17 protein-coding genes are annotated in these 16,480 nt (G+C 68.0%); 11 read left to right on the top strand and 6 right to left on the bottom strand.

Going from position 1 to position 16,480, the window contains the following annotated elements; translation table 11 throughout:
• Positions 1-144 precede the first annotated feature (144 nt).
• The 3 genes from ACQR10_RS07185 to ACQR10_RS07175 all read right to left on the bottom strand — a co-directional run bounded on the left by ACQR10_RS07185 (position 145) and on the right by ACQR10_RS07175 (position 2,226).
• Complete coding sequence (locus ACQR10_RS07185) at positions 145-552, bottom strand: response regulator transcription factor (RefSeq protein WP_434911907.1); 408 nt, start codon at positions 550-552, stop codon at positions 145-147.
• On the bottom strand, positions 549-1,415 hold the full coding sequence (locus tag ACQR10_RS07180; protein ID WP_434911906.1) for a S1C family serine protease: 867 nt from the start codon (positions 1,413-1,415) through the stop codon (positions 549-551). The genes ACQR10_RS07185 and ACQR10_RS07180 overlap by 4 nt, the downstream gene beginning before the upstream one ends.
• A gap of 82 nt (positions 1,416-1,497) precedes the next feature.
• Positions 1,498-2,226 (bottom strand): aspartate/glutamate racemase family protein, encoded by a 729-nt coding sequence (locus ACQR10_RS07175; RefSeq protein WP_315800341.1) that lies wholly within the window; start codon positions 2,224-2,226, stop codon positions 1,498-1,500.
• A gap of 162 nt (positions 2,227-2,388) precedes the next feature.
• Here ACQR10_RS07175 and ACQR10_RS07170 point away from each other — a divergent pair, with 162 nt between their 5' ends.
• The 8 genes from ACQR10_RS07170 (at position 2,389) to ACQR10_RS07135 (ending at position 10,581) form a co-directional block, all read left to right on the top strand.
• Positions 2,389-2,982: a hypothetical protein gene (locus ACQR10_RS07170; RefSeq protein ID WP_434911905.1), complete on the top strand. Its 594-nt coding sequence runs from the start codon at positions 2,389-2,391 to the stop codon at positions 2,980-2,982.
• Positions 2,983-3,258: 276 nt separating this feature from the next.
• On the top strand, positions 3,259-3,843 hold the full coding sequence (locus tag ACQR10_RS07165; protein ID WP_315800339.1) for an NnrU family protein: 585 nt from the start codon (positions 3,259-3,261) through the stop codon (positions 3,841-3,843).
• A gap of 2 nt (positions 3,844-3,845) precedes the next feature.
• A complete protein-coding gene (gene panB, locus ACQR10_RS07160; RefSeq protein ID WP_434908579.1) occupies positions 3,846-4,670 on the top strand; it encodes a 3-methyl-2-oxobutanoate hydroxymethyltransferase in 825 nt (274 codons plus the stop codon).
• Between the two features lie 165 nt (positions 4,671-4,835).
• On the top strand, positions 4,836-6,428 hold the full coding sequence (locus ACQR10_RS07155) for a class I adenylate-forming enzyme family protein (RefSeq protein ID WP_434911904.1): 1,593 nt from the start codon (positions 4,836-4,838) through the stop codon (positions 6,426-6,428).
• A gap of 177 nt (positions 6,429-6,605) precedes the next feature.
• Positions 6,606-7,259 carry a tetratricopeptide repeat protein gene (locus ACQR10_RS07150; protein ID WP_316180972.1) on the top strand — a complete coding sequence of 218 codons (654 nt, stop codon included), beginning with the start codon at positions 6,606-6,608 and terminating at the stop codon, positions 7,257-7,259.
• A 46-nt stretch (positions 7,260-7,305) separates the two neighbouring features.
• On the top strand, positions 7,306-7,842 hold the full coding sequence (locus tag ACQR10_RS07145; RefSeq protein ID WP_315800335.1) for a hypothetical protein: 537 nt from the start codon (positions 7,306-7,308) through the stop codon (positions 7,840-7,842).
• Positions 7,843-7,924: 82 nt separating this feature from the next.
• The gene (gene der, locus ACQR10_RS07140) at positions 7,925-9,295 is read left to right on the top strand and encodes a ribosome biogenesis GTPase Der (protein WP_316215618.1); all 1,371 of its coding nucleotides are present in this window, start codon (positions 7,925-7,927) and stop codon (positions 9,293-9,295) included.
• Positions 9,296-9,324: 29 nt separating this feature from the next.
• On the top strand, positions 9,325-10,581 hold the full coding sequence (locus tag ACQR10_RS07135; RefSeq protein WP_315800333.1) for a TCR/Tet family MFS transporter: 1,257 nt from the start codon (positions 9,325-9,327) through the stop codon (positions 10,579-10,581).
• Positions 10,582-10,669: 88 nt separating this feature from the next.
• On the opposite strand, the gene ACQR10_RS07130 is transcribed toward ACQR10_RS07135, so the two are convergent.
• Both ACQR10_RS07130 and ACQR10_RS07125 read right to left on the bottom strand, forming a co-directional pair.
• The gene (locus ACQR10_RS07130) at positions 10,670-11,896 is read right to left on the bottom strand and encodes an ABC transporter substrate-binding protein (RefSeq protein ID WP_315800332.1); all 1,227 of its coding nucleotides are present in this window, start codon (positions 11,894-11,896) and stop codon (positions 10,670-10,672) included.
• A 260-nt stretch (positions 11,897-12,156) separates the two neighbouring features.
• Positions 12,157-12,807, bottom strand: a complete 651-nt coding sequence (locus ACQR10_RS07125) for a TetR/AcrR family transcriptional regulator (protein WP_316215619.1) — start codon at positions 12,805-12,807, stop codon at positions 12,157-12,159.
• A gap of 160 nt (positions 12,808-12,967) precedes the next feature.
• On the opposite strand from ACQR10_RS07125, the gene ACQR10_RS07120 reads away from it, so the two are divergent.
• Genes ACQR10_RS07120 through ACQR10_RS07110 form a run of 3 tightly spaced genes read left to right on the top strand, consistent with a single transcriptional unit; the run spans position 12,968 to position 15,476 of the window.
• Positions 12,968-13,900, top strand: coding sequence for a DUF3313 family protein (locus ACQR10_RS07120; protein WP_315800330.1), 933 nt, complete (start codon positions 12,968-12,970; stop codon positions 13,898-13,900).
• Positions 13,897-15,138, top strand: a complete 1,242-nt coding sequence (locus tag ACQR10_RS07115) for a patatin-like phospholipase family protein (RefSeq protein WP_316215620.1) — start codon at positions 13,897-13,899, stop codon at positions 15,136-15,138. Before ACQR10_RS07120 ends, ACQR10_RS07115 begins: the two co-directional genes overlap by 4 nt.
• Positions 15,139-15,173: 35 nt before the next feature.
• Positions 15,174-15,476, top strand: a complete 303-nt coding sequence (locus tag ACQR10_RS07110; RefSeq protein ID WP_316180963.1) for a hypothetical protein — start codon at positions 15,174-15,176, stop codon at positions 15,474-15,476.
• A gap of 227 nt (positions 15,477-15,703) precedes the next feature.
• Here the strand turns inward: ACQR10_RS07110 and ACQR10_RS07105 are convergent, their stop codons facing one another.
• Complete coding sequence (locus ACQR10_RS07105; RefSeq protein WP_316180961.1) at positions 15,704-16,450, bottom strand: SDR family NAD(P)-dependent oxidoreductase; 747 nt, start codon at positions 16,448-16,450, stop codon at positions 15,704-15,706.
• Positions 16,451-16,480 lie beyond the last annotated feature (30 nt).

The following is a 16,480-nucleotide window of genomic DNA, read 5'->3' as shown; positions in this document are numbered from 1 at the left end:
TCAGCCGTCATTCCGGGGCATCGCGCAGCGATGAACCCGGAATCCATCTTGCCTCTGGTTCTGTCGCCCGATGGATTCCGGGCTCGCCCTGCGGGCACCCCGGAATGACGTGGGGAGAGAGTTCCCTCCAAAACTCGGGGCTGCTCACAGCTCGATGATGCCGCGCCTTGCCGCGTGCGCCACCGCATCCGTTCGCCCGGTGGCGTCGAGCTTGTCGAGCAGCGAGCCGACGTGGAATTTCGCGGTATGCACGGAGATGCCGAGGCTGCGGGCGATCTCCTTGTTGGAGCGGCCCTCGGCCATCAGCGCCAGCACGTCGCGCTCGCGCGCGGTGAGCTGAAAATCATCGATCGCCAGGCCGTCGATCCTGTCGTCGCCGCTGCGCGTCTCATCACTGCCATGCAATGGCGCGATCGCGACGTCGGCGCTCTCGCCGGGGGCGACCAGCGTCAGGCCCGTGACATCGCCGAGCAGCGCCGCCAGCCGGTCGGCGAGCTCGGCATCGTCGACCGCGATTGCGATCCTGATCGGCCCGCGCGCCTCCTCGCTCACGCCGGCCTCTCGCCGATGGTCAGGGCGAACTGCACCGGCTCGCCCGCACGCAGCGCTGCGACCTCGACGACGGCGCCGACGCTGTCCGGACCGAGTTCGCGCATCATCGCACGCATGCCCCTGAACGGCTCCTTGTTGAGAGCGGTGATGACGTCACCCTGGCGCAGGCCGGCGGCAGCGGCCGGGCCGCTCTTGTCGAGGCTCATGATCATCGCACCGAGCCCGTCGTCGAGCCGGACCGGCTGCAGGCCGGCGCCGAGATAGCCGCGCGCGATGCGACCATGCGTCTCGAGCTTGCCCGCGACCCGTTCGATCGTGGTCGCGGGAATGACGAGCGTGCGGCGCGGGCCCCGCACGGCCATTCCGATCGCGTGGCCTGCAGCGTCGAGCACGAGGCCGCCTTCGGAGCTGTGGCGCAGCCGGGTGTCGAGCTCGATCCGCGCATCGATGTCGCCGCCGCGCAGGCTGCGCCACGGGCCGGCGGATTTCGAGACCATGGCGAGCGCTGCGACCGGCGCGCCCTGGTCGGCGGCGGCGATGACCGCGAGCGAGCCGAGCGCGGGCACCTCGCCGGAGAGTTTGACTGGCGCCGCCGCGCCGCCATCGAAGCGGAGCAGGGCGATGTCGGTGGTGTGATCGCGGCCTGCCATCCCGGCGGGACGTGTGGTGCCGTCGGCGAAGACGATAGTGACGTCGCCTTCATCGGCCAGCGCCTCATCGGCGGTGACGATGAGGCCTGATTTCCAGACGAAGCCGGAGGCGCGCAAGCGGTGCGAGTGGACCGAGACCAGAGACGGTGCGACCGCGGCGACGGTCGTCGAAAGCGCTGATGAGAGCGAGGAGAGGGTGGACAGATCGGACATCGCGGGCTCCATGGGTTGATCCCAATGTGGAGCGTCGGTCGGCGTTTCGGAACTCCCCGGATGGGCAGGCTATGAGTTGAACTCAGAGCGTCTTCCGCGACTTCGGCAGCGGAAACGCGAGATCGCCGTGTTTCGACGTCTTCAGCCCCAGCCCGACCAGCGCCTCGGCGAAGCGCACGGCGGCGGCGACGCCGTCGATCACGGGAATGCCGAGCTCGGTCGAGAGATCGCGCGCCAGATCGGCCATGCCGGCGCAGCCGAGCACGATGGCGCCGATCCCGTCCTCGCGCAGCGCCGCCCGGCATTCGCCGAGCAGCGTGCCGCGCACATTGGCCTCGGGCTTGTCGAGATCGAGCACGGCGACGTCGACCGCGCGCACCTTGCGGCAATGCTGCTCCATGCCGTAGTTGCGCACGAGGTGCTCCGCGATCACCTTGGTGCGCGACAGCGTGGTTACGATGCTGAAATGGGTGGCGACGAAGCTCGCCGCATGCATCGCGGCTTCCGCGATGCCGAGCACCGGCACGCCCGACAATTCGCGCGCGGCGAGCAGGCCGGGATCGCCGAAGCAGGCGATCACATGGGCGTGGCAGCCCTCGGCGTCGCCGGCTTCGATCTCCTTGAGCATGCCGACCGCGGCAATCGCCTCGTCGTAGTGCCCCTCGATCGAGGCGGCGCCGAACCGCGCGGTGCGGCCGACGATCCGCGTCGACGGGCTTGCGCTGGCCTGGGCCGCCTTGGCGATCAATTCGGTCATCGTCACCGTCATGTTCGGGTTGATGACGTTGATCACGGTCTCGCTGTGGCTCATCGTCGCGTCCGTCCGTTGTCGCATCCTGCCGTGTTCTAGCCGAGTTCCGCAGGCACGGTCGAGGGCCGTTCGCGACGCGGGAACGCGCAGACGTGAACGGGATTGAGCTTGCGAATTCTGCGATCGGATCCAGCTTGGAGTCCATTCCAGCCCGAGAGTCCCATGCTCCGTGTCGTCGTGCTCGTCCTGCTGATGGTGGCCGCTCCGGCCACCGCCGACGCGCGCCGCCAGCAGATCAATCCGGTGCCGTTCGCGCACACACCGTGCAGCGTGCTCGACGAGGGACCATGCACGCCGTCGTTCTGCAGCGTCTACGGGCCGTGGCCGTGCATTCCCGAGATGAACTATCCCTATGGCCAGAACCTGCAACTGACGATCGAGAGCCGGCCCGCCAAGGATCAGGAAGCCAAATATCAGAAGCCGGATCACGATCTCGACACGATCGGCGATCTGTTCGCAGCGCTGCGTGCGTGCTGGACGCCGCCGCCGGAGGACAACGCCCGCGCCGGGATGCAGATGACGGTGCGCTTCAGCTTCAAGCGGACCGGCGAGATGATCGCGCCGCCGCGCGTGACCTTCGCAACATCAGGCGCCTCGGCCGACACGCGCGCGACCTATCTGAAGACGATCAATGCCTCGCTGGATGGCTGTCTGCCGCTGAAGTTCACAAAAGGGCTCGGCGGCGCGCTCGCCGGCCGGCCGATCGCGATCCGCTATATTGAGAATCGTGATCTGAAGAACACGTCGGAGCGGTGATGGCTTGGCCCGCTGGGCACGACCTCTCGACCGCCACGTGTCTCGCGCCCATCGTCATTCCGGGGCGACCTGTTAGCGTCGAACCCGGAATCTCGCGATTGCCTGCAAGAACGCAAGCCAATCGCTAGATTCCGGGTTCGGCTCTGCGAGCCGCCCCGGAATGACGGCTGAGGCGCCTGGCGCCTCACCTCGAAAATGCAGGCCACGTTGCGAGGCCGCCCCCGGAAATGATACCGGTGCCCACGCACAGGTCGCGTGCAAGCGAAGGGGGATGCCGTGGGACTTCTGGTGATGGTGGTGGGGCTGGTGCTGTTTCTTGGCGCCCATGTGTTCACGACCCGGCGCGAGGCGCGCGCGCAGGTCATCGCGCGGCTGGGCGAGGGCACGTACAAGCTGGTCTACACGGTCGTGGCCCTTGCCGGCCTCGTCCTGATCGTGTGGGGCTTTGCCGATTACCGCAGCGGCGGCTGGATCCAGGTCTGGACGCCGCCGAAGGCGCTCAAGCACATCAATCTCGCGCTGATGCTGCCGGCCGTCATCATGGTGGTCGCCGCCTACATCCGCGGCCGCATCTACACCGTGCTGAAGCACCCCATGCTGGCGGGCGTGAAGCTGTGGGCGTTCGGGCATCTGCTCGCCAATGGCGACCTCGGCGGCATCATCCTGTTCGGCTCGATCCTGGCCTGGGCGGTGTTCGACCGCATTTCGCTGAAGCGGCGCGCTGACGCCGGCGGCCCACCGATCCCGGTCGGCGGCGTCGGCAACGACGTGATCGCGGTGGTGGTCGGCATCGTCGTCTATCTGGCGCTGGCCTTCGCGTTCCATCCCGTCGTGCTCGGCATTCCGGTCATTGGGGGGTAGCGATGTCGGTGCAGTCGACGGTCCGCCGAAAGACGGCTCCCGAGATCCGCGCCCGCAAGGGCGGCGAGCCGATCGTGATGCTGACGTCCTACCACGCCCATACCGCGGCGCTGGTCGATCGCCATTGCGATGTGATCCTGGTCGGCGATTCCCTTGGGAACGTGATGCACGGTTTCGAGACCACCGTGCCGGTGACCCTGGAGATGATGATCCTGCAGGGCCGCGCCGTGATGCGTGGTTCGCGCCAGGCGCTGGTGGTGGTCGACATGCCGTTCGGCTGCTACGAGGCGTCGAAGGAGCAGGCGTTTCATGCGGCGGTGCGGATCCTGAAGGAGACGCAATGCGGCGCGGTCAAGCTCGAGGGCGGGGTGCGGATGGCCGAGACGGTGGCCTTCCTCAGCGAGCGCGGCATTCCGGTGATGGGCCATGTCGGCCTGACGCCGCAATCGATCAACACGCTCGGCTCGTTCCGCGCGCAGGGCCGCGACGAGGCGGATTGGGCCGCGATCGAGAGCGACGCTGCGGCGATCGCGCAGGCCGGCGCGTTCTCGGTTGTGATCGAGGCCGTGGCCGAGCCGCTGGCGCGCAAGATCACGCAGCAGATCGCGATCCCCACCATCGGCATCGGCGCCAGCGCCGCCTGCGACGGCCAGGTGCTGGTGCTGGAGGACATGCTCGGCCTGTCGTCACGCGCGCCGAAATTCGTCCGTCGCTACGGCAATCTCGGTCCGGCGATCGACGAGGCGGTCGAGCGCTACGCGGCCGACGTGCGTAGCCGTGTGTTTCCGGCGGCGGAACATGTCTACGGCATGAAGTCCAAGACCTGACGGGCGCCTCTCGCTTGGTCGTCGCGTTGCAGCCGTGATGCGCGCGGCGGCACTGCGCTATCTCCGGCGCTGCCGGAGATAGCCAAGCGCATCGCCCGATGGTTATGCTTGGCTGGTCCGCATCGCGGCAAACAACGACAAAAAAGCCAAGCTCGGGGAAATGCCATGGACTGGTCGACCTATGTGACGCCGCCGATGCGGCGCGAAGCCCGTTTTGGCGATCGCGTGGTGCCGCTGTTCACGGAGCGGCCGGCGAACATCTGGGCCATGGTCGAGGAGGCCGCGGCGCGCAACGGCGACGGCGAGGCGCTGGTCTGCGGGGCCGTGCGGCTGTCATGGCGCGAGGTCGCCGAGGCCGCCGCGCGGATCGCCGGCGGGCTGCAGGCGAGGGGCCTGCGCCGGGGCGATCGGCTGGCGCTGCTGCTCGGCAACCGCATCGAATTCGTGCTCACGCTGTTCGCTGCCGCCAAGCTCGGGCTGATCACGGTGCTGCTGTCGACGCGGCAGCAGACCCCGGAAATCGCCTATGTGCTGAAGGATTGCGGCGCCAAGCTGCTGCTGCACGAGGCGGCACTGGCGGACCGGTTGCCGGCTGCTGCAGAGACGCCGGAGCTGGCGGGGCGCATTGCCGTCGATGATCGTCCGGCGCGATCGGATTTTGCAGCGCTGGCCGATCATGCCGCGCACGAGGCTCGGGTCGAGGTGGCGGAAGAGGACACCGCGATGATCCTCTACACCTCCGGAACCACCGGTCGGCCGAAAGGCGCGATGCTCGCCCATTGCAACATCATCCACTCCTCGATGATCTACGAGGCCTGCCTGGGGCTGACGCCAGCCGACCGCTCGATCGCCGCGGTGCCGCTCGGCCATGTCACCGGCGTCGTCGCCAACATCACCAGCATGGCGCGCTGCGCCGGCACCTTGATCATCATGCCGGAGTTCAAGGCCGGCGAGTATCTGAAGCTCGCCGCGCGCGAGCGCGTGACCTACACGGTCATGGTCCCGGCGATGTACAATCTCTGCCTGCTGCAGCGCGACTTCGACAGCCACGATCTCTCGTCGTGGCGGATCGGCGGCTTCGGCGGCGCGCCGATGCCGGTCGCGACCATCGAGCGGCTGGCCGCCAAGATCCCGGGTCTGCGGCTGGTCAATGCCTATGGCTCGACCGAGACCACCTCGCCGGCAACGTTGATGCCCTCGGATCTGACCGCGCGCCATATCGACAGCGTCGGGCTGCCGTGTCCAGGGGCCAGCATCCTGGTCATGGACGGGGAGGGGCGGGAGCTGCCGCGCGGCGAGATCGGGGAGATCTGGATCGGCGGCGGCCAGGTTATCAGGGGCTACTGGAACAATCCCAAGGCCACGGCCGAGAGCTTCACCGCCGGCTATTGGCATTCCGGCGATCTCGGCTCCGTCGACGCCGACAATTTCGTCCGGGTGTTCGACCGGCAGAAGGACATGATCAACCGTGGCGGGCTGAAGATCTACTCGGCCGAGGTCGAATCGGTGCTGGCGAGCCATCCGGCGGTGGTCGAGAGCGCGATCGTCGCCCGGCCATGTCCCGTGCTCGGCGAGCGCGTGCACGCGGTGGTCGTGACCCGCGAGCCGATCAGCGCCGAGGCGCTGCGCAGCTGGTGTGCCGAGCGGGTCTCGGATTACAAGGTTCCGGAAATCCTGACCGTGACCGCGGACCCCCTGCCGCGCAACGCCAACGGCAAGGTGATGAAACGGCAGTTGCGCGAAGCCTTGACGGCGTGATAGCCGCGTTCGGACCCTGTGGCAGAACCGGGGAGTAACGCCTTGATTCGGCTGGACTCGCCTTGCCACCGCCATGCCGATGCGGTATCGGCGCCGGCGCGTGGGCAACGGGCCGCTCGCGCGGCCCTTCGAAGCCATGCGCGCGCGTTCGCAGCGAACCTGACTGGATGTCCTTAGGTGTCTGATTTTATTGATGAAGTAGACGAGGAGGTCCGCCGGGAACAGCTCAAGAAGCTGTGGGACCGCTACTCGATCTTGATCATCGCCCTGGCCGTGCTGATCATCGCCGGCGTTGGCGGCTGGCGCGGCTACCAATACCTGGAAGGCCAGAAGGCGGCCGAGGCGGGCTCGGCCTTCAACAAGGCCCTCGAGCTCTCCGAGCAGAACAAGCATGCCGAGGCGGAAAAGGCCTTTGCGGATGTCGCGGCCACGGCCCCATCGGGATACCGCACGCTGGCCCGCTTCCATCAGGCCGCAGAGGCCGCCATGCGCGACAAGGCGGCGGCCGTGAAGCTCTATGACGAGCTTGCTGCCGACCGCAGCATCGGGGCCGAGCAGCAGTCGATGGCGCGGCTGCGCGCGGCAGGCCTGCTGGCCGATACGGCACCTTACGCGGACCTCAAGCAGCGCCTCGAAGGCGAAACGGCGCCTGGTGCGCCGTTCCGCCACGCGGCCCGCGAATTGCTGGCGCTGTCGGCGTGGAAGGCCAACGATGCCGCCGCGACCCGTCAATGGCTCGACATGATTGCGCTGGATGGTGAGACCCCGCCGGGCCTGCGCTCGCGCGCCGAAGCGCTGCAGGCGCTGTTGCCTGCAGTCGCCAAGAGCTGATCGCGGATCGCGCGACGGCGAAACCGAGTTGATTGGAACGACGATCATGCGCCGCGCCCAACGTGCCATTGCCCTCACGGTCCTCATTGCGCTTTCCGGCGTGCTGGGCGGCTGCGCGAGCGGGGGAAGCTTCGACCCCTCGGACATGCTCGACTTCCTCGACACCAAGAAGAAGCTGCCGGGCGACCGCAAGCCGGTGTTCCCGGAGGGCGTGCCGGGTCTCGAGCAGGGCGTGCCGAAGGAGCTCTACAAGGGCGCGCAGCAGCAGCCGATGACCGATCCAGGCGCCCAGGAGGCGATGCCGGCGCCCCCGGCCGAGGAGCCCAAGGGCAAGAAGGGCGCCAAGGGCCGGCAGCAGGCCGCCGTGAGCAACCCGACCACGGCCGATCCGCAGGACGGCGAGGCCGCTGCGGTCGAGCAGGGCGCCGCCGGCGTTCCGCCGGCGCCGAAGCCGAAGAAGATCGTGCGCCGCCGCACCACCGCACCGCCGGCGGATGACACGGCCCCGGCGCAGCCGCCGGCCGCCCAGAGCTCGGGCGGCGGCTTCCCGGCGCCGATGCCGAGCGGCTCCTTCAGCCGTTAATCTCAGTCGCGAATCGACTGATCGCCCGTTCGGTTTTGCGGCCGAATGCGCTAAAGCTGCGCGCTCACGCGCACGGATCATCATGCCTTTCACCATCGCCATCATCGGCCGGCCCAATGTCGGCAAGTCGACCCTGTTCAACCGTCTGGTCGGGCAGAAGCTGGCGCTCGTCGACGACATGCCGGGGGTCACGCGCGACCGCCGCGAGGGCGAAGCGAAGCTCGGCGATCTCCATTTCACGATCATCGACACGGCCGGCCTCGACGAGGGCCCGAAGGGCTCGCTGACCGCGCGCATGCAGGAGCAGACCGAGACCGCGATCGCGCTCGCCGATGCGCTGTTCTTCGTCATCGATGCCCGCATCGGCCTGACGCCCGCCGACCGCGCCTTCGCCGATTTCGCCCGCCGCGCCGACAAGCCGGTGCTGCTGCTCGCCAACAAGAGCGAGGGCAAGCATGGCGAGCTCGGCGCCATGGAGTCGTATGCGCTCGGCCTCGGCGATCCCATCCAGATCTCGGCCGAGCACGGCGAGGGCATGGGCGAGCTCTACGACGCCGTCAGCAAGCTCGTGCCGCCCACGGACGACGAGGACGACGAGCGCGAGGAGACCGACGAGGAGCGCGCCGCACGTCCGATCCGCGTCGCGATCGTCGGCCGTCCCAATGCCGGCAAGTCGACCCTGATCAATCATCTGCTCGGCGAGGAGCGGCTGCTGACCAGCCCCGAGGCCGGCACGACGCGCGATTCGATCGCGGTCGAGATCGAATGGAAGGGCCGCGGCTTCCGCATCTACGACACCGCAGGCCTGCGCCGGCGCTCGCGCATCGAGGAGAAGCTCGAGAAGCTGTCGGTGGCGGATGCGCTGCGCGCCGTGCGCTTCGCCGAGGTGGTCGTGCTGATGATGGATGCGCAGAACCGCTTCGAGGAGCAGGATCTGCGCATCGCCGATCTGATCGAGCGCGAGGGTCGCGCGCTCGTCATCGCGGTCAACAAATGGGACCTGATGGAGGCCAAGCCGGGCCAGATCTCGATGCTGCGCCGCGATGCCGACCACTGGCTGCCGCAGGTCGCGGGCGCGCCGATCGTGGCGGTGTCGGGCCTGATGGGCGAGGGCATCGACCGGCTGATGCAGGCGATCGTCGAAGCCTACGCGGTCTGGAACCGGCGCGTGCCGACCGCGGCGCTGAACCGCTGGTTCGAGGGGGCGATCGCCGACAATCCGCCGCCGGCGGTGTCGGGCCGCCGGCTCAAGCTGAACTACATCACCCAGACCAAGGCGCGGCCGCCGAGCTTCGTGCTGTTCTGCTCGCGCGCCGACGCGATCCCGCAATCGTACTTGCGGTATCTCACCAACTCGATGCGCGAGACCTTCGAGCTGCCGGGCACGCCGGTGCGCATCACCCTGCGCGAGAAGGCCAACCCGTTCGCGCACAAGCGCAAGCGGCCGAACTGATCGGTCGCGGTAGCGGAAGCGGTCCGGCCATGGAAGCAAGCCCGCCGAGCGTCGCGACCGAAAATGCGCCGGCCCCGCGCCGCGGCGCGGTCGCCTTCATCTTCGTCACCATCCTGCTCGACATGCTCGCGCTCGGGCTGATCATGCCGATCCTGCCGAAGCTGATCGAGAGCTTCGTCGGCAACGACACCGCGCAGGCGGCACGCATCTTCGGGCTGTTTGGCACCGCGTGGGCGCTGATGCAGTTCGTGTTTTCGCCGGTGCTCGGCAGCCTGTCCGACCGCTTCGGCCGGCGGCCGGTGATCCTGCTGTCGAACTTTGGCCTCGCCGCCGACTATGTGCTGATGGCGCTGGCGCCGTCGCTCGCCTGGCTGTTCGTCGGGCGGCTGATCTCCGGCGTCACCTCGGCCAGCATCTCCACTGCCTTCGCCTATATCGCCGACCTGACGCCGCCGGACCGCCGCGCCGCGATCTTCGGCCGCATCGGCGCGGCGTTCGGCGCGGGCTTCGTGCTCGGGCCTGCCACCGGCGGGCTGTTGGGCGACATCGATCCGCGGCTGCCGTTCTGGGCGGCCGCGGGGCTCAGCTTCGCCAACGCGCTCTACGGCTTCCTGGTGCTGCCGGAGTCGCTGAGGCCGGAGCGGCGCAGTCCATTCCGGTGGCGAACGGCCAATCCGCTCGGGGCGCTGCGGCTGCTGGCATCGGACCGCATCCTGGCCGGACTGTCGACCGTGAACTTCATCACCCAGCTCGCCCATGTCGTGCTGCCGTCGACCTTCGTGCTGTACGCGACCTATCGCTACGGCTGGGACACGCGCACCGTCGGCCTCACATTGGCGATGGTCGGCGTCTGCGCGATGATCGTGCAGGGCGGCGCGGTCGGGCTGATCGTGCGCGTGTTCGGCGAGCGCGGCGCGCTGATGCTGGGGCTATCCGCGGGGCTGGTCGGCTTCTTCATTTTCGGCGTGGCGCCGACCGGACCGCTGAGCTGGCTGGGCATTCCCGTGATGGCGCTGTGGGGCGTCTCGGGCGCGGCGCTGCAGGCGCTGATGACCCGGCTGGTGGCGCCGGACAAGCAGGGCCAGCTCCAGGGCGCGACATCGAGCGTGCAGAGCGTGGCCCAGCTCACGGGGCCGTTCCTGTTCACGCTGAGCTTCGCCTATTTCATCGGGGCCACTGCGCCCGTGCATCTGCCCGGCGCGCCGTTCCTGCTGGCCTCGGGGCTGATGATCGTCGCGATCGTGATCGCGCTGCGGACGCTCGCAAAAGCGAAGGCCGCCTCCTGACATCATCCCGATGCGCGCGACGGCGCATCGGAAATGGGCGTGAGTCCGGACTGATGCTGGCGCGCCAGCCCGGACCGATGCGGGACGATTACTTCTTCACCAGCGGGCACTCGCTGGCCTCGAGCGGCTTGGCGGCGTCCTCGGCCGGGATCGTCGCGATCAGCTTGTAGTAGTCCCACGGATATTTGGACTCTTCCGGCTTCTTGACCTCGAACAGATAGGCCGGGATCAGGCGGCGTCCGTCGGCGCGCAGCGGGCCCTTGCCGAACAGCGGATCGTCGGTCGGGATCTCCTTCATCTTGGCCACGACCTTGGCGCCGTCATGCGGATTGCCGCCCATCGCGTCCAGCGCCTTGAGGTAATGCAGCGTGCCGGCATAGACGCCGGCGACCGTCATCGACGGCATCGTGCCCTTTGGCGACACCTTCTGGAAACGCTTGGACCATTCGCGGGTCTTGTCGTTGAGATCCCAGTAGAACGACTCGGTGAAGGTCAGGCCCTGCGCCACCTTCAGGCCCAGCGCATGCACGTCGTTGACGAACAGCAGCAGCGCGGCGAGCTTCTGGCCACCCTGGACGATGCCGAATTCGGCGGCCTGCTTGATCGCGTTGGTGGTGTCGCCGCCGGCATTGGCAAGGCCGATGACCTTGGCCTTGGACGACTGCGCCTGCAGCAGGAAGGAGGAGAAGTCGGCGGTGTTGAGCGGGTGCTTGACGGAGCCGAGCACCTTGCCGCCATTGGCGGTGACGACCGCCGAGGTGTCGCGCTCCAGCGCATGGCCGAACGCGTAGTCGGCGGTGAGGAAGAACCAGCTGTCGCCGCCGGCCTTGGTCAGCGCCTTGCCGGTGCCGTTCGCCAGCATGTAGGTGTCGTAGGTGTAGGAGATGGTGTTGGCGTTGCAGGCCTTGCCGGTGAGGTCGGCGCTCGCGCCGCCGGAATTGATCAGGACCGAGTTCTTCTCCTTGACCAGATTGGAGATGGCCAGAGCAACGCCGGAATTCGGCGTGTCCATGATCACGTCGACCTTCTGGGTGTCGATCCACTGCCGGCCGATATTGACGCCGATGTCGGGCTTGTTCTGGTGGTCGCCGCTGATGACCTCGATGGTCCAGCCCTTGGCCTTCATGCCGGAATCTTCGACCGCCATGTTGACGGCTGCGACCGAGTTCGGTCCGCCGATGTCGGCATAGAGGCTGGACATGTCGTTGAGCACGCCGATCTTGACGACCTTGTCGTCGGCGAAGGCGGAGCCGGCAAAGCTGAGCGTGGTGGCGGCAAGCAGCGCGGCCATCCGCCGCGCCTGAGACGTCGTCATCAAAGTCCTCCCTGGTGTCGTGTCACGGCGGGGCTTCTTGGGCGCCCCTTGCCGTCTGTCTCCCTGGATAGCCGGTCTTGTGAGTTGCGGCAATGTGCCAAAAGGCGCGAGGCGCGCCCAAGGTTTGTGCGTTTCGCTTGAGCGTTAACGCTGGGCGTACAGGCCCTGCAAGAATACCGTTGCTCATCATGAGGCCCGTGACCGACGCCTTCCACGATCAGGTCATGCTCGGCTGAGCACGGCGCGGTAGCTCATGAGGGCTAGACGATGGGCGTCGAGCCGCGGGCCTTTCTGGTCTTGTCGCCGACCGGCGAGGGGGCTGCGGGCGGCCGCAGGAAGCGCGTCAGCATGATGCGCAGATGTGCGGTGCTCTTCTTGATGTCGACGTTCGGATTCCGGATCGGCAGCGCGCGTGCGCCGTCGACGATCGCGAACAGAATATTGGCGGTCGATTCGGGATCAAGGCGGGGATCGACGTCGCCGCGCCGCTGCGCCTTGATGAGAAAATCGACCAGCAGCGCCCGCATCGCGCGCGCATGGGCGTGGACGATGGCGGCAAAATCGGCATTGCGGCAGGCCTCGGCCAACGCCTCGGCGCTGAGGACCTGGGCCTGCGGCTGATGAATGCTGGTGCTCTCGAGCTCCTGCACCAGGGCGTCGATCACGTCGGGTGAGGCCAGGATCGCCTGGAGGCGCGCTGCGGCGTGGCTCAGGTTCTGGTCGACCAGCGCCTGGATCATCGCCTCCTTGCTGGGGAAGTAGTGGTAGAGGTGGCCTGGGCTGATCTTGGCGGCGGCGCAGATGTCGGTGGTGCTGGCGCCGTGAAAACCGTTCCGGACGAAGCACGACAACGCCGCCTGGAGAATCTCCCGGCGCTTCTGCTCGTGCTTGACCGGATCGACCTTTCTCATCACGCGTCTCTCATCACACGTCCTGTCGGGCCAACTCTCGCCACATTCGCGGTTTCCGCCAACTGCTTGTAATATAAAATAATATTTCGCGCCGCTCTAATCTAGAGAATTTGATCTAGTTTAGTTGGACAAGCGTTTCGGCTTGTGAGACTTAATTAGAGTGAGCTATCTATCAATGGGTCTCGCCGGTAAGATGCGCCTCGCCCCGCTGAAGTCGACGGCCCTGATTTCCCTGGCGCTGGCAACGGCCGGCTGCGCCACCGCTCCGCTGGAGCGGGCCGGCTCGCTCAAGAATTACGATCGTCTCGCCGACGCCAATGGCCTGGTGACGCGCGCGCAGATCAAGGCGAACAAGAAGGAGCTGCTCGAGGCCAGGACGATCCGGATCGAGCCGACCGCGTTTCCGCCGCGTCCCGACATCGCCTTCGACGAGAACGAGCGCAAGCTGGTCGCCAACGCCATTAGCCGGGAAATGTGCCTGCGGCTCAGCGAGCGCTTCCGCATCGTTGCGCTCGGCGAGGAGGCGGATCTGACGATCAAGGCGACGGTCACCCACGCCACGGCGACCAACGCGACCGCCTCGGCCGCCTCGCAGGCGGCGTCGATCGCCAAGAGCGTCGCGCTGCCGGGCGTCCCGGTGCCGGTGCCACGGTTGCCGGTCGGGCTCGGCACGCTGTCCGTCGAGGCCGAGGCGCGCGATTTCGCCGGCTTCCAGAAGGCCGCGATGGTGTGGGCGCGCGGCGCCTCCTCGGTGTCAACCGCCCGCATGGCCAATGACGGCGACGCCTACGACCTCGCTTCGGAGTTCGGCGCCGATTTCGCCAGGCTGGTATCGACCGGCGAGTCGCCGTTCTCCGGCGTCCCGTCGCTGGCCTCGCTGCCTTCGGTGTCGAGCGTGCCCGCCAAGCTCGGCGGCGCTCCCAAATATGCCGCATGTGAGCAGTACGGACGCTTCCCCGGCCTGAAGGGCTTCGTCGGTGCCGGTCTGGGCCTGCCGCCGGGCTGGACCGACAAGGGGGCCGACGAGGTCAAGCCCGGCGTGCCGCCGCCGGCGCCGGAGATCGCAAGCGTGGAGCAGCAAGCGTCGCGATGAAGTCTGCCGCCTCCTTCCGCGCGATGGTTCCGCGTATCCTGCTCGCATGCGCCGCGTCGCTGCTGCTGGCGGCGTGCGCAGCCGTCATGCCGCGCAACGCGCTGCCGGAAGCGGCTGCCGTCAGCGCCGACCCGGTCGGCTTCCGCAACGTGCGCTACTGGGGTGACGAGCCGGCGCCGCGCTTTGCCGAGGCCGCGATGTCGCGCGCCTCGGCCGAAATCCCGATCTCGCGTCCGCTGAATTTCCTCGCGATCTCCGGTGGCGCCGAGAACGGTGCATTCGGCGCCGGGCTGCTGGCCGGCTGGGGCGAGTCCGGCAACCGGCCGTCGTTCGACATGGTGACGGGCGTCAGCTCCGGCGCGCTGATCGCGCCGTTCGTCTTCCTGGGGCGCGAGCACGATGACAAGCTGCGCGAGATCTTCACCGCCTATGAGCGCAAGGACATCTTCACGGTCAACATTCCCGGCCTGCTGCAGGGCTCGGCGCTGGCCGACAACACGCCGTTGTCGCGGCTGATCGAGAAATATGTCGATCGCGAGTTCCTGCGCGATGTCGCGCGCGAGAGCAGCAAGGGCAGGGTGCTGCTGGTCGGCACCACCAATCTCGACGCGCAGCGGCCGGTGCTGTGGGACATGGGCCGCATCGCTGCCGCCGACACGCCCGAGGCGATCGCGCTGTTCCGCCAGGTGCTGCTGGCGTCCGCGACCGTGCCGGGCGCTTTCGCCCCGGTTCGCATCAAGGTGCGGATCGGCGACAAGGACTACGACGAGCTGCATGTCGATGGCGGTGTCACCCGGCAGGTCTTCATCGGCCCGTCGGTGCTGCGTCTCGTCTCCGGCCGCGGCCCGCGCCGGAGCGTGAGCGGCGCGCATCTCTACGTCATCCGCAACGCCCGCATCGATCCGCAATGGGACAGCGTCGGCGCCGACGTGCTCTCGGTGACGCAGCGCTCGCTGTCGACCCTGATCAAGAACCAGGGCATCGGCGACATCTACCGCATCTACTCGGTGGCGAGGTTCAACGGCATCGACTTCAACTTGGCCAGCGTGCCAGCCGATTTCCAGGCCAAGGCCGACGGCCCGTTCGATCGCACCTACATGACCGCGCTGTTCGATCGCGGCTTCGACATGGGCCGTCGGGGCTATCCCTGGGTGAAGAGCCTGCCCGGGCTGCAATCCAACGAGCATGGCATCACGGCGCAGGGGACCACGCGCACCATGGCAGCGGCCGCGCGATGAGCTTCCGCCGGACCTGCTTGCGATTGACGCGGCCCATGCCCTGGCGTTCAGTGCTCGGGAGCGCGGCGCTGTTGACGTCCGTGCTGCTCGGCGGCTGCGCGACCTCGGGCACGACGCCATCATCCGACACGGCGCAGTACGGCAACACGTACAACTATCTCCCGGTGAACGACGTGCCGCATGACGAGCAGCGTCCGGTGCTGTCGGTGGAGCAGCAGGAAAAGCTGCGCAAGGAGCTGACGGCGGTGCGCGATCGTCAGGTGCCTGCCGCGGCGAAGCCCGTCCCCGCGAAGCCCGCTGCCGCAAAGCCTGCGGCGGCGAGTCCTGCTCCGAAATAGCTGCCGACGCAGATCGGCTCACAAGTGGTCGGGGCACGAACGGGTTGACGCGTCGTGCGTGAGAGGCGTGGTGCCGACCACGTCCGCCGCTGTCGTCCCGGCGAACGCCGGGACGGATACCGCGTGATGCGTGTTGGGAAAGACAGTCTGCGTCGTCATCGTCGCCCACCACGACCGCCGGTGGCTATCGGTCCGGCGTTCGCCGTACGGTGAGGGGAGCAACGATCTCACGCCGGCGGCTGAAAGCTCTTCAGCGTGCGGGTCTTGTACTCGTACAGTTTGCCGGTCTCGGTCCAGGACGGCAGGCACATCGGCACGATGAAGTCGGCGACCTGCTCGGGCGTCTCGAGCGTCATCGGGTCTTCACCGGGGAAGACCGTGGCGCGCATGCGGGTGCGGATCGGGCCCGGGCTGAACAGGTTGACGCGCAGCGGCGTGCGCTCGGTCTCGTGCGCCCACACCCGCGCCAGCGTCTCCAGCGCGGCCTTGGTGACGGCGTAGGGGCCGAGATAGGCCTGGGCCTTGTGGGCGGCGCCTGAGGTGAGGAACACGGCGCGGCCGGCGTCGGAGGCCTTCAGCAGCGGCTCCATGCAGCGGATCAGCTGGAAGTTGGCTGAGAGGTTGACGGCGACGACGTCGTTCCACGGCTTCAGGTCGATATGGCCGAGCGGCGAGGACGGGCCGGGCACGGCGGCATTGCCGACGAGGATGTCTAGCTTGCCATGGCGCTCATGCAGCGCGGCGCCAAGACGGGCGATGCCGTCGCTGTCGGTCATGCTGAGCGGCACCAGGGTGGCGCCGTTGCCGGTCTCTTTCCGGATCTCGTCGTCGAGCTCCTCCAGCCCGCCCTGGGTGCGGGCGACGGCGACAACATGCGCGCCGGCGCGCGCCAGCGCGCGGGCGGTCGCATGGCCGATGCCGCGCGAGGCGCCGGTGACGAGGGCAATCCGGTTGGCGAGGGGAAGGGTGGTCATGGCCGCTATTCTCTCAGACGTCGTCCGGGC

Origin of the sequence: Bradyrhizobium sp. HKCCYLRH2060 (genome assembly GCF_051168135.1) — a bacterium.
Taxonomy (GTDB): domain Bacteria; phylum Pseudomonadota; class Alphaproteobacteria; order Rhizobiales; family Xanthobacteraceae; genus Bradyrhizobium.
This window is presented reverse-complemented; position numbering and strand designations above follow the sequence as displayed.

Bases quoted from the DNA above. Each gene is read 5' to 3' on its own strand.
- ACQR10_RS07180 (WP_434911906.1), bottom strand. From the start codon at position 1,415: ATGTCCGATCTGTCCACCCTCTCCTCGCTCTCATCAGCGCTTTCGACG.
- ACQR10_RS07175 (WP_315800341.1), bottom strand. From the start codon at position 2,226: ATGAGCCACAGCGAGACCGTGATCAACGTCATCAACCCGAACATGACG.
- ACQR10_RS07170 (WP_434911905.1), top strand. From the start codon at position 2,389: ATGCTCCGTGTCGTCGTGCTCGTCCTGCTGATGGTGGCCGCTCCGGCC.
- panB (WP_434908579.1), top strand. From the start codon at position 3,846: ATGTCGGTGCAGTCGACGGTCCGCCGAAAGACGGCTCCCGAGATCCGC.
- ACQR10_RS07155 (WP_434911904.1), top strand. From the start codon at position 4,836: ATGGACTGGTCGACCTATGTGACGCCGCCGATGCGGCGCGAAGCCCGT.
- ACQR10_RS07145 (WP_315800335.1), top strand. From the start codon at position 7,306: ATGCGCCGCGCCCAACGTGCCATTGCCCTCACGGTCCTCATTGCGCTT.
- der (WP_316215618.1), top strand. From the start codon at position 7,925: ATGCCTTTCACCATCGCCATCATCGGCCGGCCCAATGTCGGCAAGTCG.
- ACQR10_RS07135 (WP_315800333.1), top strand. From the start codon at position 9,325: ATGGAAGCAAGCCCGCCGAGCGTCGCGACCGAAAATGCGCCGGCCCCG.
- ACQR10_RS07130 (WP_315800332.1), bottom strand. From the start codon at position 11,896: ATGACGACGTCTCAGGCGCGGCGGATGGCCGCGCTGCTTGCCGCCACC.
- ACQR10_RS07125 (WP_316215619.1), bottom strand. From the start codon at position 12,807: ATGAGAAAGGTCGATCCGGTCAAGCACGAGCAGAAGCGCCGGGAGATT.
- ACQR10_RS07115 (WP_316215620.1), top strand. From the start codon at position 13,897: ATGAAGTCTGCCGCCTCCTTCCGCGCGATGGTTCCGCGTATCCTGCTC.
- ACQR10_RS07110 (WP_316180963.1), top strand. From the start codon at position 15,174: ATGCCCTGGCGTTCAGTGCTCGGGAGCGCGGCGCTGTTGACGTCCGTG.
- ACQR10_RS07105 (WP_316180961.1), bottom strand. From the start codon at position 16,450: ATGACCACCCTTCCCCTCGCCAACCGGATTGCCCTCGTCACCGGCGCC.